This window comes from Oceanibaculum indicum P24, from assembly GCF_000299935.1.
Lineage (GTDB): Bacteria > Pseudomonadota > Alphaproteobacteria > Oceanibaculales > Oceanibaculaceae > Oceanibaculum > Oceanibaculum indicum.
Genome location: NZ_AMRL01000011.1, coordinates 30655 through 52816 on the forward strand (window position 1 = coordinate 30655; position 22162 = coordinate 52816).

At 66.0% G+C, this 22162-nt stretch carries 19 protein-coding genes; 10 read left to right on the forward strand and 9 right to left on the reverse strand.

Features of this window, described 5'->3' with window-relative positions:
• Positions 1–2: 2 nt before the first annotated feature.
• Positions 3–1139, forward strand: a complete 1137-nt coding sequence (locus tag P24_RS10050; RefSeq protein ID WP_008944606.1) for a M20/M25/M40 family metallo-hydrolase — start codon at positions 3–5, stop codon at positions 1137–1139.
• A gap of 2 nt (positions 1140–1141) precedes the next feature.
• On the opposite strand, the gene P24_RS10055 is transcribed toward P24_RS10050, so the two are convergent.
• From P24_RS10055 to P24_RS10065, 3 genes are read right to left on the reverse strand one after another with little or no spacing between them, the layout of a single operon-like run.
• Positions 1142–2035, reverse strand: a complete 894-nt coding sequence (locus P24_RS10055; protein ID WP_008944607.1) for a DMT family transporter — start codon at positions 2033–2035, stop codon at positions 1142–1144.
• A gap of 9 nt (positions 2036–2044) precedes the next feature.
• Positions 2045–2425, reverse strand: coding sequence for a VOC family protein (locus P24_RS10060; RefSeq protein ID WP_008944608.1), 381 nt, complete (start codon positions 2423–2425; stop codon positions 2045–2047).
• Positions 2426–2447: 22 nt separating this feature from the next.
• Positions 2448–3200 carry an SDR family oxidoreductase gene (locus P24_RS10065; RefSeq protein WP_008944609.1) on the reverse strand — a complete coding sequence of 251 codons (753 nt, stop codon included), beginning with the start codon at positions 3198–3200 and terminating at the stop codon, positions 2448–2450.
• Between the two features lie 196 nt (positions 3201–3396).
• Between P24_RS10065 and P24_RS10070 the strand changes: the two genes are divergently transcribed.
• The 7 genes from P24_RS10070 to P24_RS10100 are packed head-to-tail and all read left to right on the forward strand — an operon-like array spanning position 3397 to position 10340.
• Positions 3397–4617: a CaiB/BaiF CoA transferase family protein gene (locus P24_RS10070; protein WP_008944610.1), complete on the forward strand. Its 1221-nt coding sequence runs from the start codon at positions 3397–3399 to the stop codon at positions 4615–4617.
• On the forward strand, positions 4617–5783 hold the full coding sequence (locus tag P24_RS10075; RefSeq protein ID WP_008944611.1) for an acyl-CoA dehydrogenase family protein: 1167 nt from the start codon (positions 4617–4619) through the stop codon (positions 5781–5783). The genes P24_RS10070 and P24_RS10075 overlap by 1 nt, the downstream gene beginning before the upstream one ends.
• A 5-nt stretch (positions 5784–5788) precedes the next feature.
• On the forward strand, positions 5789–7060 hold the full coding sequence (locus P24_RS10080; protein WP_008944612.1) for an acetyl-CoA hydrolase/transferase family protein: 1272 nt from the start codon (positions 5789–5791) through the stop codon (positions 7058–7060).
• The gene (locus tag P24_RS10085) at positions 7053–8234 is read left to right on the forward strand and encodes a CaiB/BaiF CoA transferase family protein (RefSeq protein WP_008944613.1); all 1182 of its coding nucleotides are present in this window, start codon (positions 7053–7055) and stop codon (positions 8232–8234) included. The genes P24_RS10080 and P24_RS10085 overlap by 8 nt, the downstream gene beginning before the upstream one ends.
• Positions 8235–8251: 17 nt before the next feature.
• The gene (locus P24_RS10090; protein WP_008944614.1) at positions 8252–8707 is read left to right on the forward strand and encodes a MaoC family dehydratase; all 456 of its coding nucleotides are present in this window, start codon (positions 8252–8254) and stop codon (positions 8705–8707) included.
• 12 nt (positions 8708–8719) lie between these two features.
• Positions 8720–9586 (forward strand): HpcH/HpaI aldolase/citrate lyase family protein, encoded by an 867-nt coding sequence (locus P24_RS10095; RefSeq protein WP_008944615.1) that lies wholly within the window; start codon positions 8720–8722, stop codon positions 9584–9586.
• 10 nt (positions 9587–9596) lie between these two features.
• The gene (locus P24_RS10100; protein ID WP_008944616.1) at positions 9597–10340 is read left to right on the forward strand and encodes an IclR family transcriptional regulator; all 744 of its coding nucleotides are present in this window, start codon (positions 9597–9599) and stop codon (positions 10338–10340) included.
• Here P24_RS10100 and P24_RS10105 read toward each other — a convergent pair.
• The 4 genes from P24_RS10105 to P24_RS10120 are packed head-to-tail and all read right to left on the reverse strand — an operon-like array spanning position 10309 to position 19183.
• Entirely contained in the window at positions 10309–11715 is a 1407-nt protein-coding gene (locus P24_RS10105) for an efflux transporter outer membrane subunit (RefSeq protein WP_008944617.1), read from the reverse strand. The two genes, P24_RS10100 and P24_RS10105, sit on opposite strands and share 32 nt — an antisense overlap.
• Positions 11712–14801: an efflux RND transporter permease subunit gene (locus P24_RS10110; RefSeq protein ID WP_008944618.1), complete on the reverse strand. Its 3090-nt coding sequence runs from the start codon at positions 14799–14801 to the stop codon at positions 11712–11714. Before P24_RS10110 ends, P24_RS10105 begins: the two co-directional genes overlap by 4 nt.
• Positions 14798–17884 (reverse strand): multidrug efflux RND transporter permease subunit, encoded by a 3087-nt coding sequence (locus P24_RS10115; protein WP_008944619.1) that lies wholly within the window; start codon positions 17882–17884, stop codon positions 14798–14800. The genes P24_RS10110 and P24_RS10115 overlap by 4 nt, the downstream gene beginning before the upstream one ends.
• Positions 17885–17890: 6 nt before the next feature.
• The gene (locus P24_RS10120; protein WP_083859684.1) at positions 17891–19183 is read right to left on the reverse strand and encodes an MdtA/MuxA family multidrug efflux RND transporter periplasmic adaptor subunit; all 1293 of its coding nucleotides are present in this window, start codon (positions 19181–19183) and stop codon (positions 17891–17893) included.
• A 317-nt stretch (positions 19184–19500) separates the two neighbouring features.
• Between P24_RS10120 and P24_RS10125 the strand changes: the two genes are divergently transcribed.
• Both P24_RS10125 and P24_RS10130 read left to right on the forward strand, forming a co-directional pair.
• The gene (locus tag P24_RS10125; RefSeq protein WP_008944621.1) at positions 19501–20169 is read left to right on the forward strand and encodes a helix-turn-helix domain-containing protein; all 669 of its coding nucleotides are present in this window, start codon (positions 19501–19503) and stop codon (positions 20167–20169) included.
• Complete coding sequence (locus P24_RS10130; RefSeq protein ID WP_008944622.1) at positions 20166–20612, forward strand: cupin domain-containing protein; 447 nt, start codon at positions 20166–20168, stop codon at positions 20610–20612. The genes P24_RS10125 and P24_RS10130 overlap by 4 nt, the downstream gene beginning before the upstream one ends.
• A 50-nt stretch (positions 20613–20662) precedes the next feature.
• Here P24_RS10130 and P24_RS10135 read toward each other — a convergent pair whose 3' ends face one another.
• Complete coding sequence (locus tag P24_RS10135; RefSeq protein ID WP_051013123.1) at positions 20663–21427, reverse strand: ABC transporter ATP-binding protein; 765 nt, start codon at positions 21425–21427, stop codon at positions 20663–20665.
• Positions 21424–22155: an ABC transporter ATP-binding protein gene (locus P24_RS10140; protein ID WP_008944624.1), complete on the reverse strand. Its 732-nt coding sequence runs from the start codon at positions 22153–22155 to the stop codon at positions 21424–21426. The genes P24_RS10135 and P24_RS10140 overlap by 4 nt, the downstream gene beginning before the upstream one ends.
• Positions 22156–22162 lie beyond the last annotated feature (7 nt).

A 22162-nucleotide genomic window follows, 5' to 3' on the forward strand; every position in this document is an offset into this window, starting at 1 on the left:
CCATGCCCGCCTCCAACCTGTTCAATGCCGAGGAAATCCTCGACGGCATCTGTGGGTGGGTGCGGATCGAAAGCCCGACCTACGAGCCGGAACGGGTGAACCGCATGATGGACGAAGCCGAGGGGGCAATGCGCGCCCTCGGTGCCGCCATCGAGCGGATTCCCGGTACTGATGGTTATGCCGATGTGGTGAAGGCCACCCTGCCCTTCGGCGACGATCCGGATGCGCCCGGCATCCTGGTGCTGGGTCATCTCGACACGGTGCATCCCGGTGGCACCATAGACGGACCGCTGCAACTGCGCCGCGAGGGCGACAAGGTCTTCGGTCCGGGCATCTACGACATGAAGGGCGGGATGTACCTCGCCTATTACGCGCTGCGGCAGATGCTGAAGGCCGGCCAGAAGCCGGCCCTGCCGGTCACCTTCCTGTTCATCCCGGACGAGGAGGTCGGCAGCCCCTCGACCCGGGCGATGATCGAGGCCGAGGCGAAGTGCAGCCGCTGCGTGCTGGTGCCGGAACCCTCGCGCCAGGGCAATGTGGTGACCGGCCGGCATGCCTTCCTGCGCTATCGGCTGCACATCCATGGCAAGCCGGCCCATGCCGGGGCGGACAATCGCGCCGGCCGCAGCGCTATCCGCGCCATGGCCCGGCTGATCGACCGGCTGGAGGGGATGTCCGATTTCGAGCGCGGCATCACCTACTCCGTCGGTGTGGTGCGCGGCGGCCAGTGGGTGAACGTCATCCCCATCGAGTGTACGGCGGAAGTGCTGTGCGTTGCCCCGACCGAGGAAGCCTTCGCCGAGGTGCAGGCGACCATGGCGGCCCTGAAACCGGACGATCCGGAGGTGACGCTGGTGGTCGAGCCGGGGCCGGTGCGGCCGCTGTTCCGTGCCAGCGAGGGCACCATGGCGCTGTACGAGATGGCGCGCCAGCTGTCCGAGGCGGAGGGCATCACGCTGACCCACGGCCAGTTCGGCGGCGGCAGCGATGGCAATTTCACCGGCGCGCTGGGCGTACCGACGCTGGACGGGCTGGGCGTGCGCGGCGGCGGCCCGCATACCCATGGCGAACATTTGCTGGTGTCGTCGCTGGAGCCGCGCGCCCGGCTGCTAGCCGGCCTTTTCGAATCGATCCGGTAATGCTAATCGCCTGACGCGGCGCGCAGCCGTGCCCGATAGATCGAATAGAGCCCGGCAGCGACGATCAGGCTGGCCCCGGCTACCGTCCAGCCATCCGGCAGGTCGCCGAACACCAGCCAGCCCAGGATCGTCACCAGCACCAGCTGGGTATATGTGAAAGGCTGCAGCGCCGAGGCTGGCGCCAGGGTGAAGGCCTTCATGAACACGGTATGCCCCGCCGCGCCCAGAATGCCGATCAGCAGCAGCAGAAACCAGCCAAGCGGCGTCGGCTCTGTCCAGTGGAACGGCACCACGACGCTGGTCATGGCCAGGCCGATTACCGCTGTCCACAACGCCGTGGTTGGCGCCGGGTCGTAGCGTCCGACGATGCGCAGCATGATCTGATAGACCGCCCACATGGCAGTACCGATCAGCGTCAGGATTGTGCCGGTGCTCATGCTCTCGAAGCCCGGCCGGACGATGATCAGCACGCCGACGAACCCCACAATCACAGCCGTCCAGCGCCGCCAGCCAACCCTTTCCCCCAGGAACGGCACGGAAAGCGCCACCACCATCAGCGGCGCGCTGGCGGCGATGGCCTGCACATCGGCCAGCGGCAGGTATTTCAGCGCGGCCACGAAGAAGCCCATCTCGATGACCAGCAGCGCTGCCCGTGCGCCCTGCAGCAGTGGCCGTTGCGAGCGCCAGGTCAGCCCGCCATGTCTTTTGTAGGACAGCGCCAGCGCGATCGGCACGAAGATCAGGAAGCGGACCCAGAGGATCTGCGCGATGCTATGGCTCTGGCCCAGCACCTTGTTCAGTGTATCGACGCAGGCGAACATGAAGACGCCAACCAGCACGATGGCAATGCCGGCCTTCAGCGATTGCGCCTCCTGATCGGCGGCGGTCAGCGCCATGCGGGCGCCCTATTCCCAGCTATTGGCATTTTTGTCGAAGTCTTTGCTCTGCGCCCTGACCACGCAGAAGCGGTGGCCCGTCGGCGCGGCCATCACAACCCAGCCCTTGATCTCGGCGATCTTCCTGGCGCCCAGCTTTTCCAGCCGGGCAACCTCCGCCGGGATATCGTCGGCTTCGATGTCGAGATGCACGCGGCTCGGGTGATCGACCCTCTGCACCTCGATATCCATTTCCCCTGACGGCATCTCCAGCTTGATATAGCCGGCATCCTCAGTGGCCTTGTCCCGCCGCCGCGGCAGGCCGAGCGCCTGGCTCCAGAATTCGGCCGCCCCGTCGAGATCCTCGCCGAGGCAGTCGATGATGAAGCCGCCAAGCCTGCTGCGGTGCATGGGAAGACTCCTCGGAAAAGACCTAGCCGCGCCCGACGAAGGGCATCTTGGTCGCCATGACGGTCATGAACTGAACATTGGCGTCCAGCGGCAGGCTGGCCATGTAGGCGACCGCGCTGCCGACATGGGCGACATCCATGCGCGGCTCGACCATCATCGTGCCGTTGGGCTGCGGCACGCCCTTGGTCATGCGCTCGGTCATCTCGGTCGCCGCGTTGCCGATATCGATCTGGCCGCAGGCGATGTCGTACTGACGGCCATCCAGCGAGGTGGATTTGGTGAGGCCGGTCACCGCATGCTTCGTCGCCGTATAAGGCGAGGAGAATGGCCGCGGCGCATGCGCCGAGATCGAGCCGTTATTCACGATGCGGCCGCCGCGCGGCGACTGGTCCTTCATGATGCGGAAGGCTTCCTGGGTGCACAGGAAGGTGCCGGTCAGGTTGGCATCCACGACATTCTTCCACTGCTCGTAGCTGAGGTCTTCCAGCGGAATCGCGGGCGCGCCCATGCCGGCATTGTTGAACAGGAAGTCGAGGCGGCCGAATTTCGCCTTCACGGCGGCGAACAGCGCCTTCACCGAGGCCGGATCGCCGACATCGGTCGGCACCACCAGCGCCTCGCTGCCGGCTTCCGCGATCAGCGCGGCGGTGGCTTCCAGCGGCTCCTTGCGGCGGCCGGCGAGCCCGACGACGAAGCCGTCCTTCGCCAGCGCCAACGCCGCCGAGCGGCCGATACCCGTCCCCGCTCCCGTCACGATCGCGACTTTTGCAGCCATGTTTCCTCTCCTTTGCTTGAAATCGGCCAGAGCCTTTATGAGCGCCATTCTCGCCATGTCACGACAGAGGGCAAGCCATGTTCCGCGAGGGCAGCCATTCGCCTTGACACTGTTCATGTGAGTGAACAGGATCGACACAAATATGAACAAAAGGACGTGCCGGATCGAACAGGCGCGCCGACAGGAGGAAACGCCCATGGGCCCGCTGCACGGCGTGCGCATACTCGACCTGACATCGGTGATGATGGGGCCTTACGCGACCCAGCTGCTGGGCGATATGGGCGCCGAGGTGCTGAAGGTCGAAAGCCCCGAGGGCGATATCGTGCGCCAGATCGGCCCCGGCCGGTCGCCGGGCATGGGCGGGATGTTCCTGCAGCTGAACCGCAGCAAGCGCAGCATCGTCCTCGATCTCAAGAAGCCGTCCGGCAAGGCGGCGCTGATGCGCGTCGCCGCTTCCTGCGATGTGCTGATGTACAATCTGCGCCCGCAGGTGATGCAGCGTCTCGGCCTCGGCTATGAGAAGATTGCCGAGGCTCGTCCGGACATTATCTATGCCGGCCTGTTCGGCTATGGCCAGGACGGCCCCTATGGCGCCCTGCCCGCCTATGACGATCTGATCCAGGGGGCGAGCGCCATCCCCTCGCTGATCGCGCAGGCCGGCGATGGCACGCCGCGCTACGTACCGCTGACCATGGCCGACCGAATTGTCGGGCTGCATGCGGTGAATGCGGTGCTGGCCGCCCTGTTCCATCGGCAGAAGACCGGTGAGGGCCAGCGCATCGACATCCCGATGTTCGAGACCATGGCCAGCTTCGTTCTGGGTGACCATCTGGGCGGGCTGACCTATGACCCGCCACTGGACAAGGGCGGCTATCCGCGCCTGCTGTCGAAGCACCGTGCGCCCTACCGCACGAAGGACGGGTACATCTGCGCGCTGATCTACAATGACAAGCACTGGCGCAATTTCTTCGCCGCCATCGGCCAGCCGGAGAAGGCCAGTGACCCGCGCTACGCCAATCATGGCAGCCGCATCCGCCATATCGACGCGATCTATGAGGAGGCGGCAGCGATCTTCGCCACCCGGACCACGGCGGAATGGAAGACGCTGCTGGACGAGGCGGATATCCCGGTGATGCCGCTGCACACGCTGGAAAGCCTGCTGGAAGACCCGCATCTGGCAGCCTGCGGCTTCTTCCGGCCGGTCCAACACCCCAGCGAGGGCGCCATCCGCACCATGCGGGTGCCCAGCCGCTGGACCGCAACCCAGCCGGACCCCAAGATTCCCGCCCCCCGCCTCGGCGGGCAGACCCGCGCCATCCTGCGCGAGGCCGGCCTGAGCGACACGGATATCGACGAGCTACTGACAGACGGCGCCGCGATTGCCGCCTCCGAACCGGAAGAAATGGAGACACGCTGATGGATTTCGCCCTCACCCCCGATCAGGAAATGGTCCGCGAGGCGATCACCCGCATCTGCGCCGGGTTCAACGATGATTACTGGCGCGAGAAGGACAAGAGCGGCGACTTCCCGACCGAATTCTACGATGCGATGGCGAAGGATGGCTGGCTCGGCATCTGCATCCCGGAGGAATATGGCGGCTCCGGTCTTGGCGTCAGCGAGGCCACGGTGATGATGCGGGCGATTGCCGAATCTGGGGCCGGCATGAGCGGCGCCTCGGCGGTCCATATCAATGTGTTCGGCCTCAACCCCGTGCTGGTCTTCGGCACCGAGGAACAGAAGCACCGCATGCTCACGCCGATGCTGCAGGGCAAGGAGAAATGCTGCTTCGCCGTCACCGAGCCGAACACCGGCCTGAACACCACACAGCTTAAGACCCGCGCCGAGCGCAAGGGCGACCGCTATGTGGTGAATGGCAACAAGGTGTGGATATCGACCGCGCAGGAGGCCCACAAGATCCTGCTGCTGGCACGCACAACCCCACTTGAGGAGGTGAAGAAGCCGACCCACGGCCTCAGCCTGTTCTATACCGATCTCGACCGCAGCCGGATCGAGATCCGCGAGATCGAGAAGATGGGCCGCCATGCCGTCGATTCGAACGCGCTGTTCATCGACGATTTCGAAATTCCGGTCGAGGACCGCATCGGCGAGGAAGGCCGGGGCTTCGAATATATCCTGCACGGCATGAACCCGGAGCGCGTGCTGATCGCCGCCGAGGCCATCGGGCTTGGAATGCTGGCGCTGCAGCGGGCCACGCAATACGCCAAGGAACGCATCGTGTTCAACCGCCCCATCGGCCAGAATCAGGCGATCCAGCACCCGCTGGCGGCGAACTGGATGGAGCTAGAATCGGCCTGGATGATGGTGCTGAAGGCGGCCTGGGAATATGACAAGGGCCTGCCCTGCGGGGCCGCCGCGAACGCCGCCAAATATCTCGCCGGCGAGGCCGGGTTCAATGCCTGCCAGCAGGCGATCATGACCCATGGCGGCATGGGCTATGCCAAGGAATATCATGTGGAGCGCTATCTGCGCGAAGTGATGATCCCGCGCATCGCCCCGGTTAGCCCGCAACTCGTGCTCAGCTACATTGCCGAGCGGGTGCTGGGCCTCCCCAAATCCTATTGAGCGCGATGAAGCCGGTTTCCGCCGAAAACTTCGATATCGCTGCCCATGTCCGGGCGGGCGACCGGGTGATCTTCGGGCAGGCCTCGGCGGAGCCGCTGACCCTGACCCGGGCGCTGGTCGCGCAGAAAGCGGAGATCGGCCCCTTCTCGGTCTTTCTCGGCGCCTGCTACTCCGACTGTTTCGCGCCGGACACTGCGGAGGGCATCGCGGTCTCCGCCTATGGCGCGGTCGGCGTGGCGGGGCAGCTTGCGAAGGCGGGCCGGCTGGACGTCTTGCCCTGGCATTACAGAGCGCTGAACCGCGCCTATGCGGAGGGCGTGCTGAAGGCCGATGTGGTGCTGCTGCAACTCTCCGTCGACCCGAAGAGTGGCCGCTACGGGCTTGGCTTCTCGAACGATTATGCGGTTCTGGCGGCACGCCACGCGCGCAGCGTGATCGCCGAGGTGAATCCGGCGGCACCCTGGATTCACGATGCCGAATTGCCGGCGGATATCGTTCCGGATGTGCTGGTGGAAGCCGATTATCCGCCGCTGGATATTCCGCAGCCGCCCATCGACGAAACCTCCAAGACCATTGCCCGTCATGTCGTGGAGATGATCCCCGATGGTGCGACGCTGCAATTCGGCGTCGGCAGCCTGCCGGAGGCGGTGATGGCCGCGCTGTCTGGTCACCGCGATCTCGGCATCCATTCCGGCAGCATGGGCGATCGGCTAGTCGATCTGGTGGAAGGCGGCGCGGTCACAAACGCCCGCAAGAGCCTGGATGCCGGGCGCAGCGTCGTCGGCGTGCTGCTGGGGACGAAGCGGCTGCGCGACTTCGTGCATGACAACAGGGATTTCTCGCTGCGGCCCGCCGCCCATACCCACGGCCATGAGGTGCTGGCGCGGCAGCATGGCTTCATCGCGGTCAATTCCGCCATTGAGGTCGATCTGACCGGTCAGGTGAATGCGGAGATGGCGAACGGGCGCTATGTCGGGGCGGTTGGCGGCCAGGTGGATTTCGTGCGCGGCGCCAACGCTGCCGAGGGAGGGCGCGCCATCATCGCCCTGCCCGCCACGGCGAAGGGCGGGACGCTCAGCCGCATTGTCGCCAGCGTATCCAGCGTCACCACGCCGCGTAGCGATGTGGACGCCATCGTCACGGAATATGGCGTGGCCGGCCTGCGCGGCTGTACGCTGGATGAGCGGGCAAAGCGGTTGATCGCAATCGCCGCACCGCAATTCCGCGAGGCGCTGTCCCGCGCCCTGTACGATCAACAGCGGGGGACATATGACTGAAACCGACCGCAAGGGCCCGCTCGCCGGGCTGCGCATTCTCGAATTCGCCGGCATTGGCCCGGCCCCGTTCTGCGCCATGCTGCTGGCCGATATGGGGGCGGAGGTGGTGCGCCTCGACCGGCTGGAACCGAGCGGCCTCGGCATTCCGAAGCCGGCCCGGTTCGAGCTGATGAATCGCGGCCGGCGTTCCGTCGCCATCGACCTGAAGCGACCGGAAGGCGTTGCTCTGGCACTCAATCTTGTCGAAAGGGCCGATGCGCTGATCGAGGGGTTCCGGCCCGGCACGATGGAGCGGCTGGGGCTGGGGCCGGAGGCCTGCCTCGCCCGCAACCCGAAGCTGGTCTATGGAAGGCTGACCGGCTGGGGTCAGGACGGGCCGCTGGCGCACAGCGCCGGCCACGACATGAATTATATCGCGCTGGCCGGCATGCTGGCCGGTATCGGGCGCGAAGGCGCGCCGCCTACGCCGCCGCTCAATCTGGTCGGCGATTTCGGCGGTGGCGGTATGCTGCTGGCCTTCGGCCTCGTCTGCGCGCTGCTGGAAGCACGGCACTCGGGCAAGGGGCAGGTCGTCGATGCCGCAATGGTCGATGGCGTGGCGCTGCTGGGAACCATGTTCTTCGGGCTGCGCGCCGCCGGCATGCATGACGCTCCGCGCGGCCGCAACCTGCTGGATTCCGGCGCGCCGCATTATGAGGTCTATGAATGCGCCGACGGGAAATATGTTGCCGTCGCCCCCATCGAGGCGAAGTTCCGGCGCGAGCTGCTGCAGCGTATCGGTTTCGACCCCCAGAGATTCCCGGATGTCGAGGACAGTGCCACCTGGCCGGCGGCGAAGCAGCTGCTGGCCGCGCGCTTCAGGGAAAAGAACCGCGCCGACTGGTGCGCGCTGCTGGAAGGCACGGATTCCTGCTTCGCCCCGGTGCTGGAGATGGACGAGGCGCCGGAGCATCCGCACAACCGGGCGCGCGACGCCTTTCCTGTCATCGGCGGCATCGCCCAGCCGGCCCCTGCCCCGCGCTTCAGCCGCACGGCACCGCCGCTGCCCACGGCACCGATCGCCGCCGGGGCCGACAGCCGCGCCGTGCTGGCGGACTGGAACATCGACGCCAGCCGCATCGAGGCGCTGTTCGCCTGCAGCGCGGTTGGCAGCCCTGACGAACGACCCCGCTGAAGAAAAGGAAACCAGCAATGGCCGGGCTATATTTCGAGGAATTCTCCGTCGGACAGGAGTTCCATCATCCGCTGTCGCGCACCGTGACCGAGATGGACAACACCATGTTCAGCCTGCTGACCATGAACCCGCAGCCGCTGCATCTGGACGCGCATTTCGCCGCCCGGACAGAATGGGGCGAGCGGCTGTTCAACAGCATGTACACGCTGGGCATTCTGGTCGGCATGACGGTATATGACACCACGCTGGGCACCACCGTCGCCAATCTGGGGATGACCGATGTGCGCTTCCCCAAGCCGGTCTTCCATGGCGACACGCTGAAGGCCCATACGAAGGTTGTCTCGCTGCGCGACAGCAAGTCCCGGCCCGAGGTCGGGCTGGTCGAGTTCGAGCATTGGGCGACCAACCAGAAGGACGAAACCGTGGCGGTCTGCCGCCGCACCGCGATGATGCGGCGCAAGCCCGCCGCCTAGGAGAGAAACGAGATGAAGATTCGGTCCCTGCTTTTCGTGCCCGGCGACAGCGAGCGCAAGTTCCAGCGCGCCCTGACCTCGGCTGCCGATGCGCTGATCCTCGATCTGGAGGATTCGGTCGCTGCCGACCAGAAGGAAGGCGCGCGCCACACCGTGCGCGCCTCGCTGGAGAGCGACCGCAACGGCAAGAAGTTGTTCGTCCGGGTTAACGCGCTGGATACCGGCCTGACGCTGGGCGATCTCGCCGCCGTGGTGCCGGGCCGGCCGGACGGGATCATGCTGCCGAAATGCCAGAATGGCGAGGATGCCAACCAGGTCTCGCTCTATCTCGACGCTTTCGAGAGTGCGGCCGGCATCCCACTCGGCACCATCCGGCTGCTGCCGATCGGCACGGAGACGGCGGCCTCCATCTTCGGGCTGGGCAGCTACAAGGGTGCCACGTCCCGGCTCTGGGGGCTGATGTGGGGCGCGGAGGATCTGGCGGCAACACTGGGCTCCACCGCCAACCGCGACGCGCAGGGCTTCACCGAGCCCTACCGCATGGCGCGGAACCTTTGCCTTGCCGGTGCCGCCGGCGCCGATCTGGTGCCGGTCGATACGGTCTATACCGACATCGACAATCTGGAGGGGCTGGCGAAGGAATGCGCCGAGGCGCGGCGCGATGGCTTCCTTGCCAAGGCGGTCATCCACCCGAAGCATATCGAGGCGGTGAATGAGGCCTTTACGCCGAAGCCGGAGGAAATCGAATGGGCGCGCAAGGTGGTTGCCGCCTTCAAGCAGGATGGCGCGCTCGGCGTCATCAAGATCGACGGCAAGATGATCGACAAGCCGCATCTGGTCAGTGCCGAACGCATCCTCAGCCTCGCCGGCGCCGCCTGACGATTCGCGCATGATTGTAAGACAGGCCGCCAACGTCCTCGATCTGCTGGAGTTTTTCGCCAGGCGTGGGCAGCCCGCGACCCTGGCGGAGGTGTCGGCGGCGTTCGGCTGGCCGCGGTCTTCCACCTTCAACATCCTGACGACGCTAGCGGAGCGCGGCTTTCTCTATGAACCGCGCCCGCGCGCTGGTTATTACCCCAGCCCGCGCTGGATGGCGCTGGCGCAGGAGATCGCGGCAGCGGAACCGCTGCCGGATTTCGCCCACCCGCTGATCGAGCGTCTGTCGGCGGAAACCGGGGAGACGGCAGCCATCGTGGCGCCCGCCGGTACCCAGACCGTCTTCCTGGATGTGGTCGAATCGCCGGCCTCCATCCGTTATTTCGCACAGGCCGGCCACCGGCTGCCGATCCACGCCACCTCCTCCGGTCGGGCACTGCTGACGCAATATCCGAAGAAGGAGCGGCTGGCACTCTATCGCCGCATCGATTTCCAGCGCCACAGCGAGACCACGCCGCTAACGGCGGAGGATGTCGAGGCGCGGATGGCGGAAGAGGCCGCGCGCGGCTGGCACAGCAGCCATGCCGAATACAGCGCGGACCTTGCCGGCGTCGCCGTTCCGTTGCCGTTGGGCGAGCGGCGGCTGTCCGTGGTCATCGCCGGGCCGATGTTCCGCATGCAGGACCGTATGGCGGAGATTGCCGAGATTCTGCGCAATGCCGTGGCTAGCGCCAGCCCCCGCCCAGCGCCACGATAAGGCGGATCGAGGCGGCGAGCTGCTCGGCCTTGATTTCCAGCGCCGTGCGGCGACTGGTGTAGGTCTGGTTCTGCGCCACCGAGACTTCCAGGAAGGTCACCAGCCCGGCGCGATAGCGGTTGGTCACGACCCGCTCATTTTCCTCCGCCAGTTCGACCAGCCGCGCCTGCTGGCCGGCCTTGGCCTTCAGCATCTGCAGCGTTGCCAGCGCATCCTCGACTTCCTGGATGCCGGTGAGGAAGGTCTGTCGGTAGGCGGCCACCCGTTCGTCATATTGCGCACGGCTCTGCTCGACCAGCGCGCTGCGCCGGCCGCTGTCGAACAGGGTTGCCGCCAGCGACGGTCCGACCGACCAGATAAGCTGCGGGGCGCTGAACAGGTCGATGAAGCGGCCCTCCTGCAGGGCGCCCTGCGCGCTCAGGGTCAGGTCGGGAAACCACGCACCCTCGGCGACGCCGATATTGGCATTGGCCACGGCGACCTGCCGTTCGGCGGCAATCACGTCGGGACGCCGGACCAGCAGCGCGGACGGCATCTGCGCCGGGATGGCGGGTGGCGGCGGCAGCGCATCGGTGCGGGCGACGGAAAACCCGGCAGGCGGGCGGCCCAGCAGCACGGCAATCGCGTTCTCCTCCAGCAGGCGCTGCTGGCGCAGGTCAGTCTCCTGCGTCATCAGCGATTGCAGCTGCACTTCCGACTGGATGACATCGGCCCGCGCGGCGAGCCCGGCGCTGTACTGGTTGCGGGTCAGCTCCAGTGAGCGCGTATAGGCCTCCCGCGTCAGTTCCAGCAGGCCGAGATAAAGGTCGATGGCGCGGATACGCAGATAGGCCTGCGCCACGGTCGATTGCATGCTGAGCCGCATGGCGTCCAGATCGGCGGCGCTGCTGGCGATGCTGGCGCGGTCGGCCTCCAGCTGCCGGCGCACCTTGCCCCACAGATCCGGCACCCAGCTGGCGGTCGCGCCAAGCTGGTAGGCGGTGCCGTCGCTGCTGCTGGAAAGGCTGGAACCGCTGCCATTATTTTCCCGCCCGCTGCGCTGTATGCTGGCATTGCCCTGCACCTGCGGCAGTGCGCCGGCACGGGAAACCCGCAACTGCGCCAGCGCCTGCCGGAAACGGGCCTCGGCCTGCGCGACCGACAGGTTCGAGTCGGCGGTCGCGCGCATCAGCCCGTCGAGTTCCGGATCGTCATAGAGCACCCACCATGCGCCCACCGGCGGCGGCTCCGCTGTGGAAAGGCTGCGCCACCCTGCTTCATGCTTGTAGGTGGCCGAAATCGGCACCTCGGGGCGGCTGTAATCCGGCCCGACCGTGCAGCCTGCCAGCAGCACGGCACCGAGCAAGAAGGCGGGGAAAGCGGCGTGTTGCGTCATGAGGCAAATCCGGTGCGGGCGAAGCGGCGCAGGCTCCATTGCCGCAGCCGCTCGAAATAGAGATAGACCACGGGGGTCGTGTAGAGGGTCAGCAGCTGGCTGACCGCCAGCCCGCCAATGATGGCGATGCCAAGCGGCTGGCGCATCTCCGCCCCCTCTCCCAGCCCGGCGGCCAGCGGCACCGCTCCCAGCAGGCCGGCCAGGTTGGTCATCAGGATCGGACGCAGCCGCAACAAGGCGGCATGGTGGATGGCCTCAAACGGGCTGTCACCATCGCGGCGCTGCCGTTCCAGTGCGAAATCCACCATCAGGATGGCGTTCTTCATGACGATGCCGATCAGCAGGAACAGCCCCAGCAAAGCGATCAGGGTGAATTCCATGTTGCTGCCGCGCAAGGCCAGCAGCGCTCCGATGCCCGCCGATGGCAAGGTGGACAGGATGGTCAGCGGGTGCAGCGTGCTTTCATACAGCACACCCAGCAGCAGATAGACGGCCAGCAGCACCCCGGCAATCAGCAGCGGCTGGGCCTGCACGCTTTCCTGAAAGCCGCGTGACCGGCCGCCGGTGCGGGCCTGCACCTCTGTCGGCAGCAGGATTTCCGCCAGCATGCGGTCGATGGCTTCCTGTGCCTGCTGGGTGGTCACGCCGGGCGCGAGGGAATAGCCGATGCTGGCCGCGGCAAACTGCGAATCGTGATAGATGCGGTCATCCGCCAGCCCGTAGCGGTAACTGCTGAAGCTGGAGAGCGGCACGCGCGCGCCATCGGCGGTGATCGCCTGCAGCTGATCCAGCACCGTCGGGCGCGCGGTGTAGCCCGGCATCAGCTCCATCACCACGCGGTACTGGTTCTGGTCGTCATAGAGCGTGGCGACCTGCCGCTGAGAGAAGGAGTTGCCCAGGATGCCGGTGATGGTCTGCATGTTGATGCCAAGGCGCCGTGCTGCCTCCCGGTCGATATCGAGGATGACCTGCTGCGTGCCCTTGTCGCCCTCGGCCGAGACATCGACCAGTTCCGGCATCGACTGCATGGCTTCCGAGGCCCGCTGCGCCCAGCGTTGCAGCAGCGCGATATCGTCAGCCATCAGCACCAGCTCGGAATCGCTCTGGTTGAAGGAAAAACCCAGCCTGATGTCCTGATCGGCATAGAGGATCAGGAGGCCGCCCGGGACCGGCGGCACATTGCGGCGGATGCGGTTGATGACCTGCTGCGCACTGAGGCCGCCGCGTTCGGTCAGCGGCTTTAACTGTACGGTCAGAGAGGCATTGCTGACGCCGCCATTATCGCCGCTGGTGCCGGCGACATCGCTGACCGCCGGGTCGGCAAGCAGCAGGCGCCGGTAGGCCTCGATCTTCGGTTGCATCACCTGAAAGGAAAACCCGTCATCGCCGCGCACAAAACCGCGTATCTGCGAGGTGCTCTGCTGCGGCAGCAACCCCTTGGGTATGCTGATGTAGAGATAGATGTTGAGACCGATCACCGCCCCCAGCATCAGCAGCACGACGACGCCATGGCGCAGCGTCCAGGCCAGGCTGTCGGCATAGAGCGAGCGCACATCGGCGAACAGCCTGCCGGTCGCGCGCGAGAGCCAGCCGGCCTGCCGCTCCACCCGGCGGCGCAGCAGATGGGCGCACATGGCCGGCGTCAGCGTTACCGACAGCAGCAGGGAGATCAGCACAGCCGCCACCAGCGTGATGGAAAATTCGCGGAACAGCCGCTGGATCAGTCCGCCCATGAACAAAATTGAAAGAAAAACAAGGACAAGCGAGAAATTCATCGCCAGCAGCGTGAAGTTCACTTCCTGCGCGCCACGCAGGGCGGCGCGGTAGGGCGACAGGCCGCCCTCGATATGACGCTGGATGTTCTCCAGCACGACGATGGCGTCGTCGACCACCAGCCCGGCCGCCACAATCAGCGCCATCAGCGACAGATTGTTCAGCGAGAAGCCATAGAGGTAGATGATGGCGCAGGCGCCGATCAGCGACACCGGGATGGCGATGCTGGGGATCAGCGCGGTGCGCACGCTGCCGAGGAACAGGAACACCACCAGCACCACCAGCGCCGAGGACAGCAGCAGCGTCAGCTGTGCTTCCTTCAGCGTCGCCCGGATGCCCGGCGAGCGGTCCATGACGACGGTCAGCGAGGCATCCGCAGGCAGCAGCGCGCGCAGTTCCGGCAGCCTTTCGTTGATGGCGTCGATGGTCTCGACGATGTTGGCGCCGCTCTGCCGGCTCACCGTCATGATCACGGCGGTCTGGTCATTGTGGAACCCGCTGCGGTAGCGGTTCTCGACCGAATCGGTGACGCTTGCCACATCCTGCAACCGTACCGCGGCGCCATCCTGCCAGCGGATGATCAGCGGCGCATAATCGGCCGCCTGGCGCAGTGGCTCGCTGATGGTGATCTGCCAGCGGCGCTCCCCCTCCTCCACCAGCCCCAGCGGCCGGGTCGGGTTGGTCTGGGCAATCGCCGTGCGCACCTCGTCCAGCGCGATGCCGTAATGCGCCAGCATGCCGGGGTTCAGCTGCACCCGGACGGCGGGCAGTGAGGCGCCGCCCAGGCTGACCTCGCCGACGCCGGATATCTGCGCGATCTTCTGCGCCAGGATGGTCGAGGCGACATCGTATATCTGCCCCTGCGACAGGTTGGGCGAGCTGACCGCCAGCGCCATGATCGGCGCCTGCGACGGGTTGATCTTGCGATAGGTCGGCAGGCCCGGCATACCGCTGGGCAGCTGGTTGCGCACCGTATTGATCGCCGCCTGCACGTCACGGGCAGCGTCGTGGATATCGCGCCCTAGCTCGAACTGAAGGTTGATCCGGGTCGTGCCCTGCGCGCTGGAGGAGGTCAGTGCGGTGATACCATCGATGCTGCCCAGCGCGCGTTCCAGCGGTGTCGCAACGGTGGCGGCCATGCTTTCCGGGCTGGCGCCGGGCAGGCTGGCGCTGACAACGATGGACGGGAAATCCACCTGCGGCAGCGGCGAGACCGGCAGCAACCGCCAGGCCAGCACGCCGACCAGCAGCAGCGCCAGCGCCATCAGGCTGGTGCCGACCGGGCGGCGGATGAAGGGTTGGGCGATGTTCATGCCGCCCCGCGCCCCGCTGCCGCTTCGCCGGCTTCCCTGCGGCGCCGGGTCAGCCGGTCGAAGAACAGATAGACCACCGGTGTGGTGAACAGGGTCAGCAGCTGGCTGACCAGCAGCCCGCCCACCATGACGATGCCCAGCGGCTGGCGCAGCTCCGCCCCGCTACCGCTGGCCAGCATCAGCGGCAAGGCGCCGAACAGCGCGGCCAGCGTGGTCATCAGGATCGGGCGGAAGCGCAGCAGCGCAGCGCGGTGGATCGCATCGCGCGGGCTGAGTCCCTGATGGCGCTGCGCCTCCAGCGCGAAATCGACCATCATGATGCCGTTCTTCTTCACCAGCCCGATCAGCAGCACGATGCCGATGACCGCGATCAGATCAAGCGGCCGGCCGGTCAGCAGCAGTGCGGCCAGCGCGCCGACCGTCGCCGATGGCAGGGTGGACAGGATGGTGACTGGATGGATGGTGCTCTCATACAGCACGCCAAGGACAATATACATCGTCACCACCGCCGCCAGGATCAGCCACAGCGTGTTGGACAGCGAGGCGCGGAAGGCCTCGGCGGCCCCCTGGAAACGGCGCTCCACCTCCACCGGCAGGCCGATCTCCCTTTCCACCGCCTCAATGGCCTCGACCGCGGCGCCCAGAGACACCTCCTCGGCCAGGTTGAAGGAGATGGTGACCGCCGGAAACTGCGCCTGATGGCTGATCAGCAGCGGTGTCTGGCGCTGGCTGACCCGTGCCACAGTAAGCAGCGGCACGGGCTGGCCGTCGGGCGTCTGGATGAACACGTCCTGCAGCGCTTCCGGCCCCTGCGCCTGTGCCGGATCGACTTCCAGGATCACCCGATACTGGTTGGCCTGGGTGAACATGGTGGCGATCTGCCGCTGCCCAAAGGCGCTCTGCAGCACGCTGACGATCTGCGTGGTGTCGATGCCGAGGCGCGCCGCCGCGTCACGGTCGATCTCGACATAGGCCTGCAGTCCGCCATTCATCAGGTCATTGGCGACGTCGGCCAGCTCCGGCCGCGCCTGAAGCGCCTCCATCAACGGCGTCACCCAGCGTGCCAGCACCTCGCGGTCGGGGTGGCTCAGGGTGAACTGGAACTGCGTGCGGCTGACGCGGTCCTCAATGGTCAGCTCCTGCACCGGCTGGAACCAGGCAGTGATGCCGACGATGTCGCTGACCTCCCCGCGCAGCCGGGCGATGATCTCGGTCGCCGACGCGCCGCGTTCCCCATGCGGTTTCAGGTTCACCAGCATGCGGCCGCTGTTCAGCGTGGCGTTGCTGCCATCCACCCCGATGAAGGAGGACAGGTTGGCGACATCTGGGTCCTTCAGGATGCGCGTTGCCAACGCCTGCTGGCGTTCGGCCATCGCCTGGAAGGAGATCGATTGCGGGGCTTCGGTCACCACCTGGATGACGCCGCTGTCCTGCACCGGGAAGAAGCCCTTGGGTACGGCGAGATAGAGGATGCCGGTCAGCGCCAGCGTCGCCAGCATCACCCCCATTGTCAGCGTCCGGTGCAGCAGCACCCAGTCCAGCCAGATCCCGTAGCGCGCGATCAGCCGGTCCATGAAGCCGGGCTTGCCGGTCTCATTCGCATGCAGGGCCGGCAGCATGCGGGCACTCATCATCGGCGTCAGCGTCAGCGAGACGGCCAGCGAGATCAGGATGGCAATAGCCAGCGTGACGGCGAACTCATGGAATAGCCGCCCCACCACATCGCCCATGAACAGCAGCGGGATCAGTACCGCGACCAGCGACAGCGTCAGCGACACCAGGGTGAAGCTGATTTCCGACGCGCCCTTCAGGGCGGCCTGCAGCGGCGGCAGCCCCTTCTCCCGGTGGCGGGCGATATTCTCCAGCATGACGATGGCGTCATCGACGACGAAGCCGGTGGCGATGGTCAGCGCCATCAGCGTCAGATTGTTGATCGAGAATCCGGCCAGATAGATCACCCCGAAGGTGCCGACCAGAGACAGCGGCACCACCACGCTGGGGATGATCGTCGCGCGGGCATTGCCCAGAAAGGCGAAGGTGACGGCGACCACCAGCGCGATGGCGAACAGCAGTTCGATCTGCACGTCACGCACCGAGGCGCGGATGCTCTGCGTGCGGTCGGTCAGGACCGAGACCGTGACCGATGCCGGCAGGCTGGATGAGAGCTGCGGCAGCAATGTACGCACCCGGTCGGCAACGTCGATCACATTGGCGCCGGGCTGACGCTGGATGTTCAGCAGGATCGCCGGCACCTCGCCGGACCAGGCCGCCAGGAAGCGGTCCTCCGCGCCATTCTCGACCGTGGCCACATCGCCCAGCCGCAAGGCCGCGCCATCCTGCCAGGTCAGGATCAGCTGACGGTAGCCGTCCACCGTGCGGATCTGGTCGTTGGCATCCAGTAGGGTGGAGCGGAACGGCCCGTCGAAGCTGCCCTTGGCCTGGTTCGCATTGGCGCTGGCGATGGCGCTGCGCACATCCTCCACCGTCAGGCCGGCGGTGGCGAGCGCACCGGGGTTGACCTTCACGCGGATCGCCGGGCGCTGCCCGCCGGCCAGGCTGACCAGCCCGACGCCGGACACCTGCGCCAGCTTCTGCGCCATGCGGGTATCGACCAGGTCATAGACGGTCGGCAGCGGCAGCTCGGACGAGGTAATGGCCAGCGTCAGGATCGGCGCATCGGCCGGATTCACCTTGCGATAGACCGGGGGCACCGGCAGGTCGTTCGGCAGCAGGCTGCTGGCGGTGCTAAGCGCCGACTGGACCTCCTGCTCGGCGACGCCCAGATCGACCGTCAGCGCGAATTGCAGAGTGATGACCGACGCCCCGCCGGAACTGCTGGAAGACATCTGCTTCAGGCCCGGAATCTGGCCGAGGCGGCGTTCCAGCGGCGCGGTGATGGTGCGCGACGTCACGTCCGGGCTGGCGCCGGGATAGAAGGTGAAGACCTGGATGATCGGGTAATCCACCTGCGGCAGCGCCGCCACCGGCAGCAGGCGCCAGGTCAGGATGCCCGACAGCAGCAGCGCCAGCATCAGGAGTGAGGTGGCGACCGGCCGCAGGATGAAGGGGCGCGAGATGTTCATGAGGCGTCAGCCGCCGCGATTCTGCCGCTGTGCGGGGGTGTTCTGGGCCGGGCTGCCGGAGCCGCCCTCCTTGACGATGGTGACCTCCCTGCCCTCGCGCAGCCGGTCCAGCCCTTCCAGCACCACCTCGTCGCCTTTCGTCAGACTCTCCGTAACGGCAATCCGGCCGCCGCTGGTGGGGCCGAGGCTGACCGGCCGGACCGTCGCCTTGCCGTCAACGATCATATAAACGTATGTGCCTTGCGCGCCATATTGCACGGCATCGGCCGGAATGGTGACCGCCCCTTCCAGCGTGCGCACCCGCAGCCGCACATTCACGAACTGGTTGGGAAACAGCGCATCGTCTTCATTTTCGAACTGCGCCTTCAGCCGCAGCGTGCCTGTGGCGATGTCGATCTGATTGTCCAGCGTGGTCAGCACGCCTTCGGCCAGCATCTGCCGCTCGCTGCGGTCCCAGGCCTCCACCGCCAGCAGCCGGCCCGCCCGGTGTGCGGCACGGACATCGGCGAGCTGTACCTCGGGCACGGTGAACTGCACGGCAATCGGCTGGGTCTGGGTGATGGTGACAAGGCCTTCGGTATCGCCGCTGGCGATCAGATTGCCAGCATCGATCCGGCGCAGGCCAAGGCGTCCGCCGATCGGCGCGGTGATCTTCGTATAGGAAAGCTGCAGCTTGGCGTTATCCACCTGGGCGCGGTTGGTCATCAGCGTTCCGCGCAGCTGGTTCACCAGCGCCTCCTGCGCGTCGAGCTGCTGGCGGGCGATGGAATCCTGCTGGAACAGCCGCTTGTAGATGGCGAGGTCGCTTTCCGCGTTCTTCAACTGGGCGAGGTTCTGCTGCAACGTGCCTTCCGCCTGGGCGAGCGCGACGCGGAAGGGCTCCGGGTCGATCTCCGCCAGCACCTCGCCGGCCTCGACCCGCTCCCCTTCCTGAAACAGGACGCTGTGCAGCAGCCCGTCCACCCGACTGCGGACCACCACAGTGTTCATTGGCGCCACCGTGCCGATGGCCTTCACCTCGACCGCCATATCCTCGACGGCCGCCGGAACCACCCGGACCGGCACCGGTGCCGCCCATGGATTGGCTCCCCCGCCACGCGACATGGGGCCGGGCTGTGGAACTTCCGGGGTGCGCAACAGGTAATGCCAGGCAAGCACGCCCGCAATCGCTAGCGTCACCAGAAACAGGATCGCGCTGACCCTCCGGCCAGAGAGTGGGCGGCCAGAGGATGGACGACCCGAAACAGGACGCTCCGAGGCAGGCCGGTCGGCGGAGGAAGGAAGCTCTGGCTCAGTCATGAATACCCATGCGGAAGAGATAGGTGCAGGCGGCGCCGGCGCCAGCTCTCCGAGCCGTACCAGCCCCCATGGAAGTCGGTTGGGAAACCAGCTTGGGAAAGGGCTCTCGGCGTAGGCGCGAATGATTATTAGATGATGGGAACAGTGCGGGAAACCCCTGCTTTCGGTCGCTCGTCCTATGGGAGAAAACGCGCGACACAGGCATTTCCGTCGCGGTTACCGGCGTTGTCGTCGTGTTTGCACAGTAAACAAAATCTGTTGCACCGGAAGGAGGATAATGCTTGCATGTGAGGCAACTTGATTAATTCCATGTGCAAATGAACCTCATCGATCACAGTTTGCGCCAGATCGGCATTTCCATCCGGGAACGCCGGGCCGCGCGCCAGATGACCCTTGCGGAGCTAGCCGGCCAGACCGGCATGTCCCTCTCCTTCCTGTCGCGCGTCGAGCGCGGACAGGCGCAGACTTCGGTCGGCAACCTCATCCGCATTGCCGAGGCGCTGGGCGGCACGCTTCACGATCTGATTGGCCCGCCACCCGCCGAGGATAAGGGCTTCACCCTTTTCCGCTCCGCCGAATCGGCGCCGTCGGGCATTTCCGGTAGCGGCTATCGCTGGACTCCAGTTTCCGAGGGCGGCGCCGGGCGCAGTATCGAGGCAATCCTGCTGGACCTGCCCGCCGGCCCCGTCGCCGATACCCGGTTTTCGCATCCGGGCGAGGAAATCTGCTACGTGCTGGAAGGCCAGGTGCGCTTCATCGTGGGCGAGACCAGCACCGTCCTGGCGACCGGCGATGCCATCCATCTGCGCTCCGACATTCCGCACACCGCCACCGCCGAGGGTGGGCCGGCGCGGGTGCTGATGATGACACACCACCCCTCCGGGCCGTCCACCGGGCCAGGCGAGCGGCCGGACTGGTGGAATCCGGGTGGGATCACACAGCCGAACGAAAACAGGCCAAACGATAACAGGGAGGATCAGGAATGAGCCAGCAGACAGCACCGATTGCCCGTGAGGGCCACCAGCCCTTCGAGGCCCGGCATCGCGACGATATCGACTGGGAGACCATCCGCTGGCCGGGCGAGACCGGCAAGATGCTGTTCCACCCGCGCCCGGAACGGCCGACCGAGCCGAATGCCGGCATCCTGAGGCTGGAACCGGGGGCGCACCATCCGCTGCACAAGCATGATTTCGCGCAGATCTGGTACATCCTTGAGGGCGAGTTCCGCATCGGTGGCGGCACCTACGGTCCCGGCACGATGATCTTTCACCCCGACCCGCATTTCGAGGATGAGTTCAGGACAGAGACCGGCGGCGAGATCCTGATCGTGCAGTATCCCGGCCCGACCACCGGCGGGAGGCCGATCTATGACAAGCGCTTCAACATGGCCGACCGCAAGCCCATCGCGGCGGAACGCACCGACCTCTAAGGCGGAAAGATCACCGGCCTTGCCTGAGGCAAGGCCGGTTTGCGCATTACTCAGTCGATCTTGTAGTCCAGCCACTCCGCGATCATCTCGCGCATCCGGCTGTCGCCCTTGAAGTCGGCAGCGGCCCCATCCGCCTTGTTCTGGCCGAGTTCCAGGATATAGACATGGTCGGAGACGTTCACGCACTGGCGGACATTCTGGTCCACCAGGATGACGGTTACCCCCTGCTCCGGCAGCGCCTTGATGAAGGCGTACAGCTCCTGCGATAGCTTCGGCGCGATCATCGCTGTCGGCTCGTCCAGCATGACGATCTTCGGCTCCAGCGCCAGCGCGCGCGCCAGCTCCAGGAAACGCTGCTGGCCGCCCGACATGCTGCCGGCCATGTCCTTGCGCTTCTGCTTCAGGATCGGGAACTGGGCATAGGCGCGTTCCAGCGCGCGCTCCATCCGCGGCTTGTCCTTGCGGAAGACCCAGCAGCCCAGGCGCAGATTGTCCTCGACCGACAGATCGTTGAACAGGCTGCGATTCTGCGGGACATAGGCGATGCCGCGCTCGATGAACTGGTAGGGTTCCAGCCCGTCGATGCGCTCCCCGGCCAGCCGGATCTCGCCGCGCTGCGGCTTCAGGAAGCCATAGAGCGTCTTCAGCGCGGTCGATTTGCCGGCGCCGTTTGGACCGATAATGCCGGTGATCTTGCCTTCCGGGATGTTCAGGCTGAGGCCGTTCAGGATGCTGATATCGCCATGGTAAGAGACGAAGACATCGCGCATCTCCATCAGCGATGCAGTCGTCGTTGGTGTGGGCGTATCGGTCATGCCGAGGCACTCCCCAGATAGGCTTCGATCACGTCCGGATTCTTCTTCACCTCATCGACCGATCCCTCGGCGATCTTCCGGCCTTCGTTCAGCACCACGATGTGGCTCGACAGGCGGTAGATCGAGGTGAGGTCATGGCTGACCAGGATGAAGCTCTTGCCCTTCTCCAGCAGCCCCTCGATGCGCTCCAGCAGCAGCTGGCAGAGCGAGGGATTCACGCCGGCGAAAGGCTCGTCCAGCAGGATCAGCTTCGGGTCCAGCATGATGAGACGGGCCAGCTCCAGTAGCTTCTGCTGGCCGCCGGACAGTTCCTCCGCATAGTTCTGGCGTAGCCCGTGGAGGTTGACCTGGGCGAGGCACTCCTCCGCCTGCTCGGTCAGCTCCGCGTCGCTGAGGCCTGAGCCCAGCAGCGGCACCAGCAGATTGTCGATCAGCGTCATCCGGCGGAACACGCGCGGCACCTGGAAGGTGCGCCCGATGCCCAGCCGCGTCACCTCATGCGGACTGCGGCCGATCAGCTCCTCCCCGTCGAATCTGATGCTGCCGCCATCGGCCTTGTACAGCCCGTTCACGCAGTTCATCACCGTGGTCTTGCCCGACCCGTTGATGCCGATCAGGCCGAGGACTGTGTTGCGCTCCAGCGTGAAGGAGACCTCGTTCACCGCGACCAGACCGCCGAAGCGCTTCACCAGATCGCGGGATTCCAGAAGGATGTCGTTCGTCGTCATCGTGCCG

What these genes read in the sequence shown, in the direction of transcription:
- P24_RS10100 (WP_008944616.1), top strand. Translation starts at nt 9,597, where the DNA reads ATGATTGTAAGACAGGCCGCCAACGTCCTCGATCTGCTGGAGTTTTTC.
- P24_RS10050 (WP_008944606.1), top strand. Translation starts at nt 3, where the DNA reads ATGCCCGCCTCCAACCTGTTCAATGCCGAGGAAATCCTCGACGGCATC.
- P24_RS10140 (WP_008944624.1), bottom strand. Translation starts at nt 22,155, where the DNA reads ATGACGACGAACGACATCCTTCTGGAATCCCGCGATCTGGTGAAGCGC.
- P24_RS10095 (WP_008944615.1), top strand. Translation starts at nt 8,720, where the DNA reads ATGAAGATTCGGTCCCTGCTTTTCGTGCCCGGCGACAGCGAGCGCAAG.
- P24_RS10070 (WP_008944610.1), top strand. Translation starts at nt 3,397, where the DNA reads ATGGGCCCGCTGCACGGCGTGCGCATACTCGACCTGACATCGGTGATG.
- P24_RS10110 (WP_008944618.1), bottom strand. Translation starts at nt 14,801, where the DNA reads ATGAACATCGCCCAACCCTTCATCCGCCGCCCGGTCGGCACCAGCCTG.
- P24_RS10120 (WP_083859684.1), bottom strand. Translation starts at nt 19,183, where the DNA reads ATGACTGAGCCAGAGCTTCCTTCCTCCGCCGACCGGCCTGCCTCGGAG.
- P24_RS10060 (WP_008944608.1), bottom strand. Translation starts at nt 2,425, where the DNA reads ATGCACCGCAGCAGGCTTGGCGGCTTCATCATCGACTGCCTCGGCGAG.
- P24_RS10125 (WP_008944621.1), top strand. Translation starts at nt 19,501, where the DNA reads ATGAACCTCATCGATCACAGTTTGCGCCAGATCGGCATTTCCATCCGG.
- P24_RS10075 (WP_008944611.1), top strand. Translation starts at nt 4,617, where the DNA reads ATGGATTTCGCCCTCACCCCCGATCAGGAAATGGTCCGCGAGGCGATC.
- P24_RS10135 (WP_051013123.1), bottom strand. Translation starts at nt 21,427, where the DNA reads ATGACCGATACGCCCACACCAACGACGACTGCATCGCTGATGGAGATG.
- P24_RS10055 (WP_008944607.1), bottom strand. Translation starts at nt 2,035, where the DNA reads ATGGCGCTGACCGCCGCCGATCAGGAGGCGCAATCGCTGAAGGCCGGC.
- P24_RS10065 (WP_008944609.1), bottom strand. Translation starts at nt 3,200, where the DNA reads ATGGCTGCAAAAGTCGCGATCGTGACGGGAGCGGGGACGGGTATCGGC.
- P24_RS10090 (WP_008944614.1), top strand. Translation starts at nt 8,252, where the DNA reads ATGGCCGGGCTATATTTCGAGGAATTCTCCGTCGGACAGGAGTTCCAT.
- P24_RS10085 (WP_008944613.1), top strand. Translation starts at nt 7,053, where the DNA reads ATGACTGAAACCGACCGCAAGGGCCCGCTCGCCGGGCTGCGCATTCTC.
- P24_RS10115 (WP_008944619.1), bottom strand. Translation starts at nt 17,884, where the DNA reads ATGAACATCTCGCGCCCCTTCATCCTGCGGCCGGTCGCCACCTCACTC.
- P24_RS10080 (WP_008944612.1), top strand. Translation starts at nt 5,789, where the DNA reads ATGAAGCCGGTTTCCGCCGAAAACTTCGATATCGCTGCCCATGTCCGG.
- P24_RS10105 (WP_008944617.1), bottom strand. Translation starts at nt 11,715, where the DNA reads ATGACGCAACACGCCGCTTTCCCCGCCTTCTTGCTCGGTGCCGTGCTG.
- P24_RS10130 (WP_008944622.1), top strand. Translation starts at nt 20,166, where the DNA reads ATGAGCCAGCAGACAGCACCGATTGCCCGTGAGGGCCACCAGCCCTTC.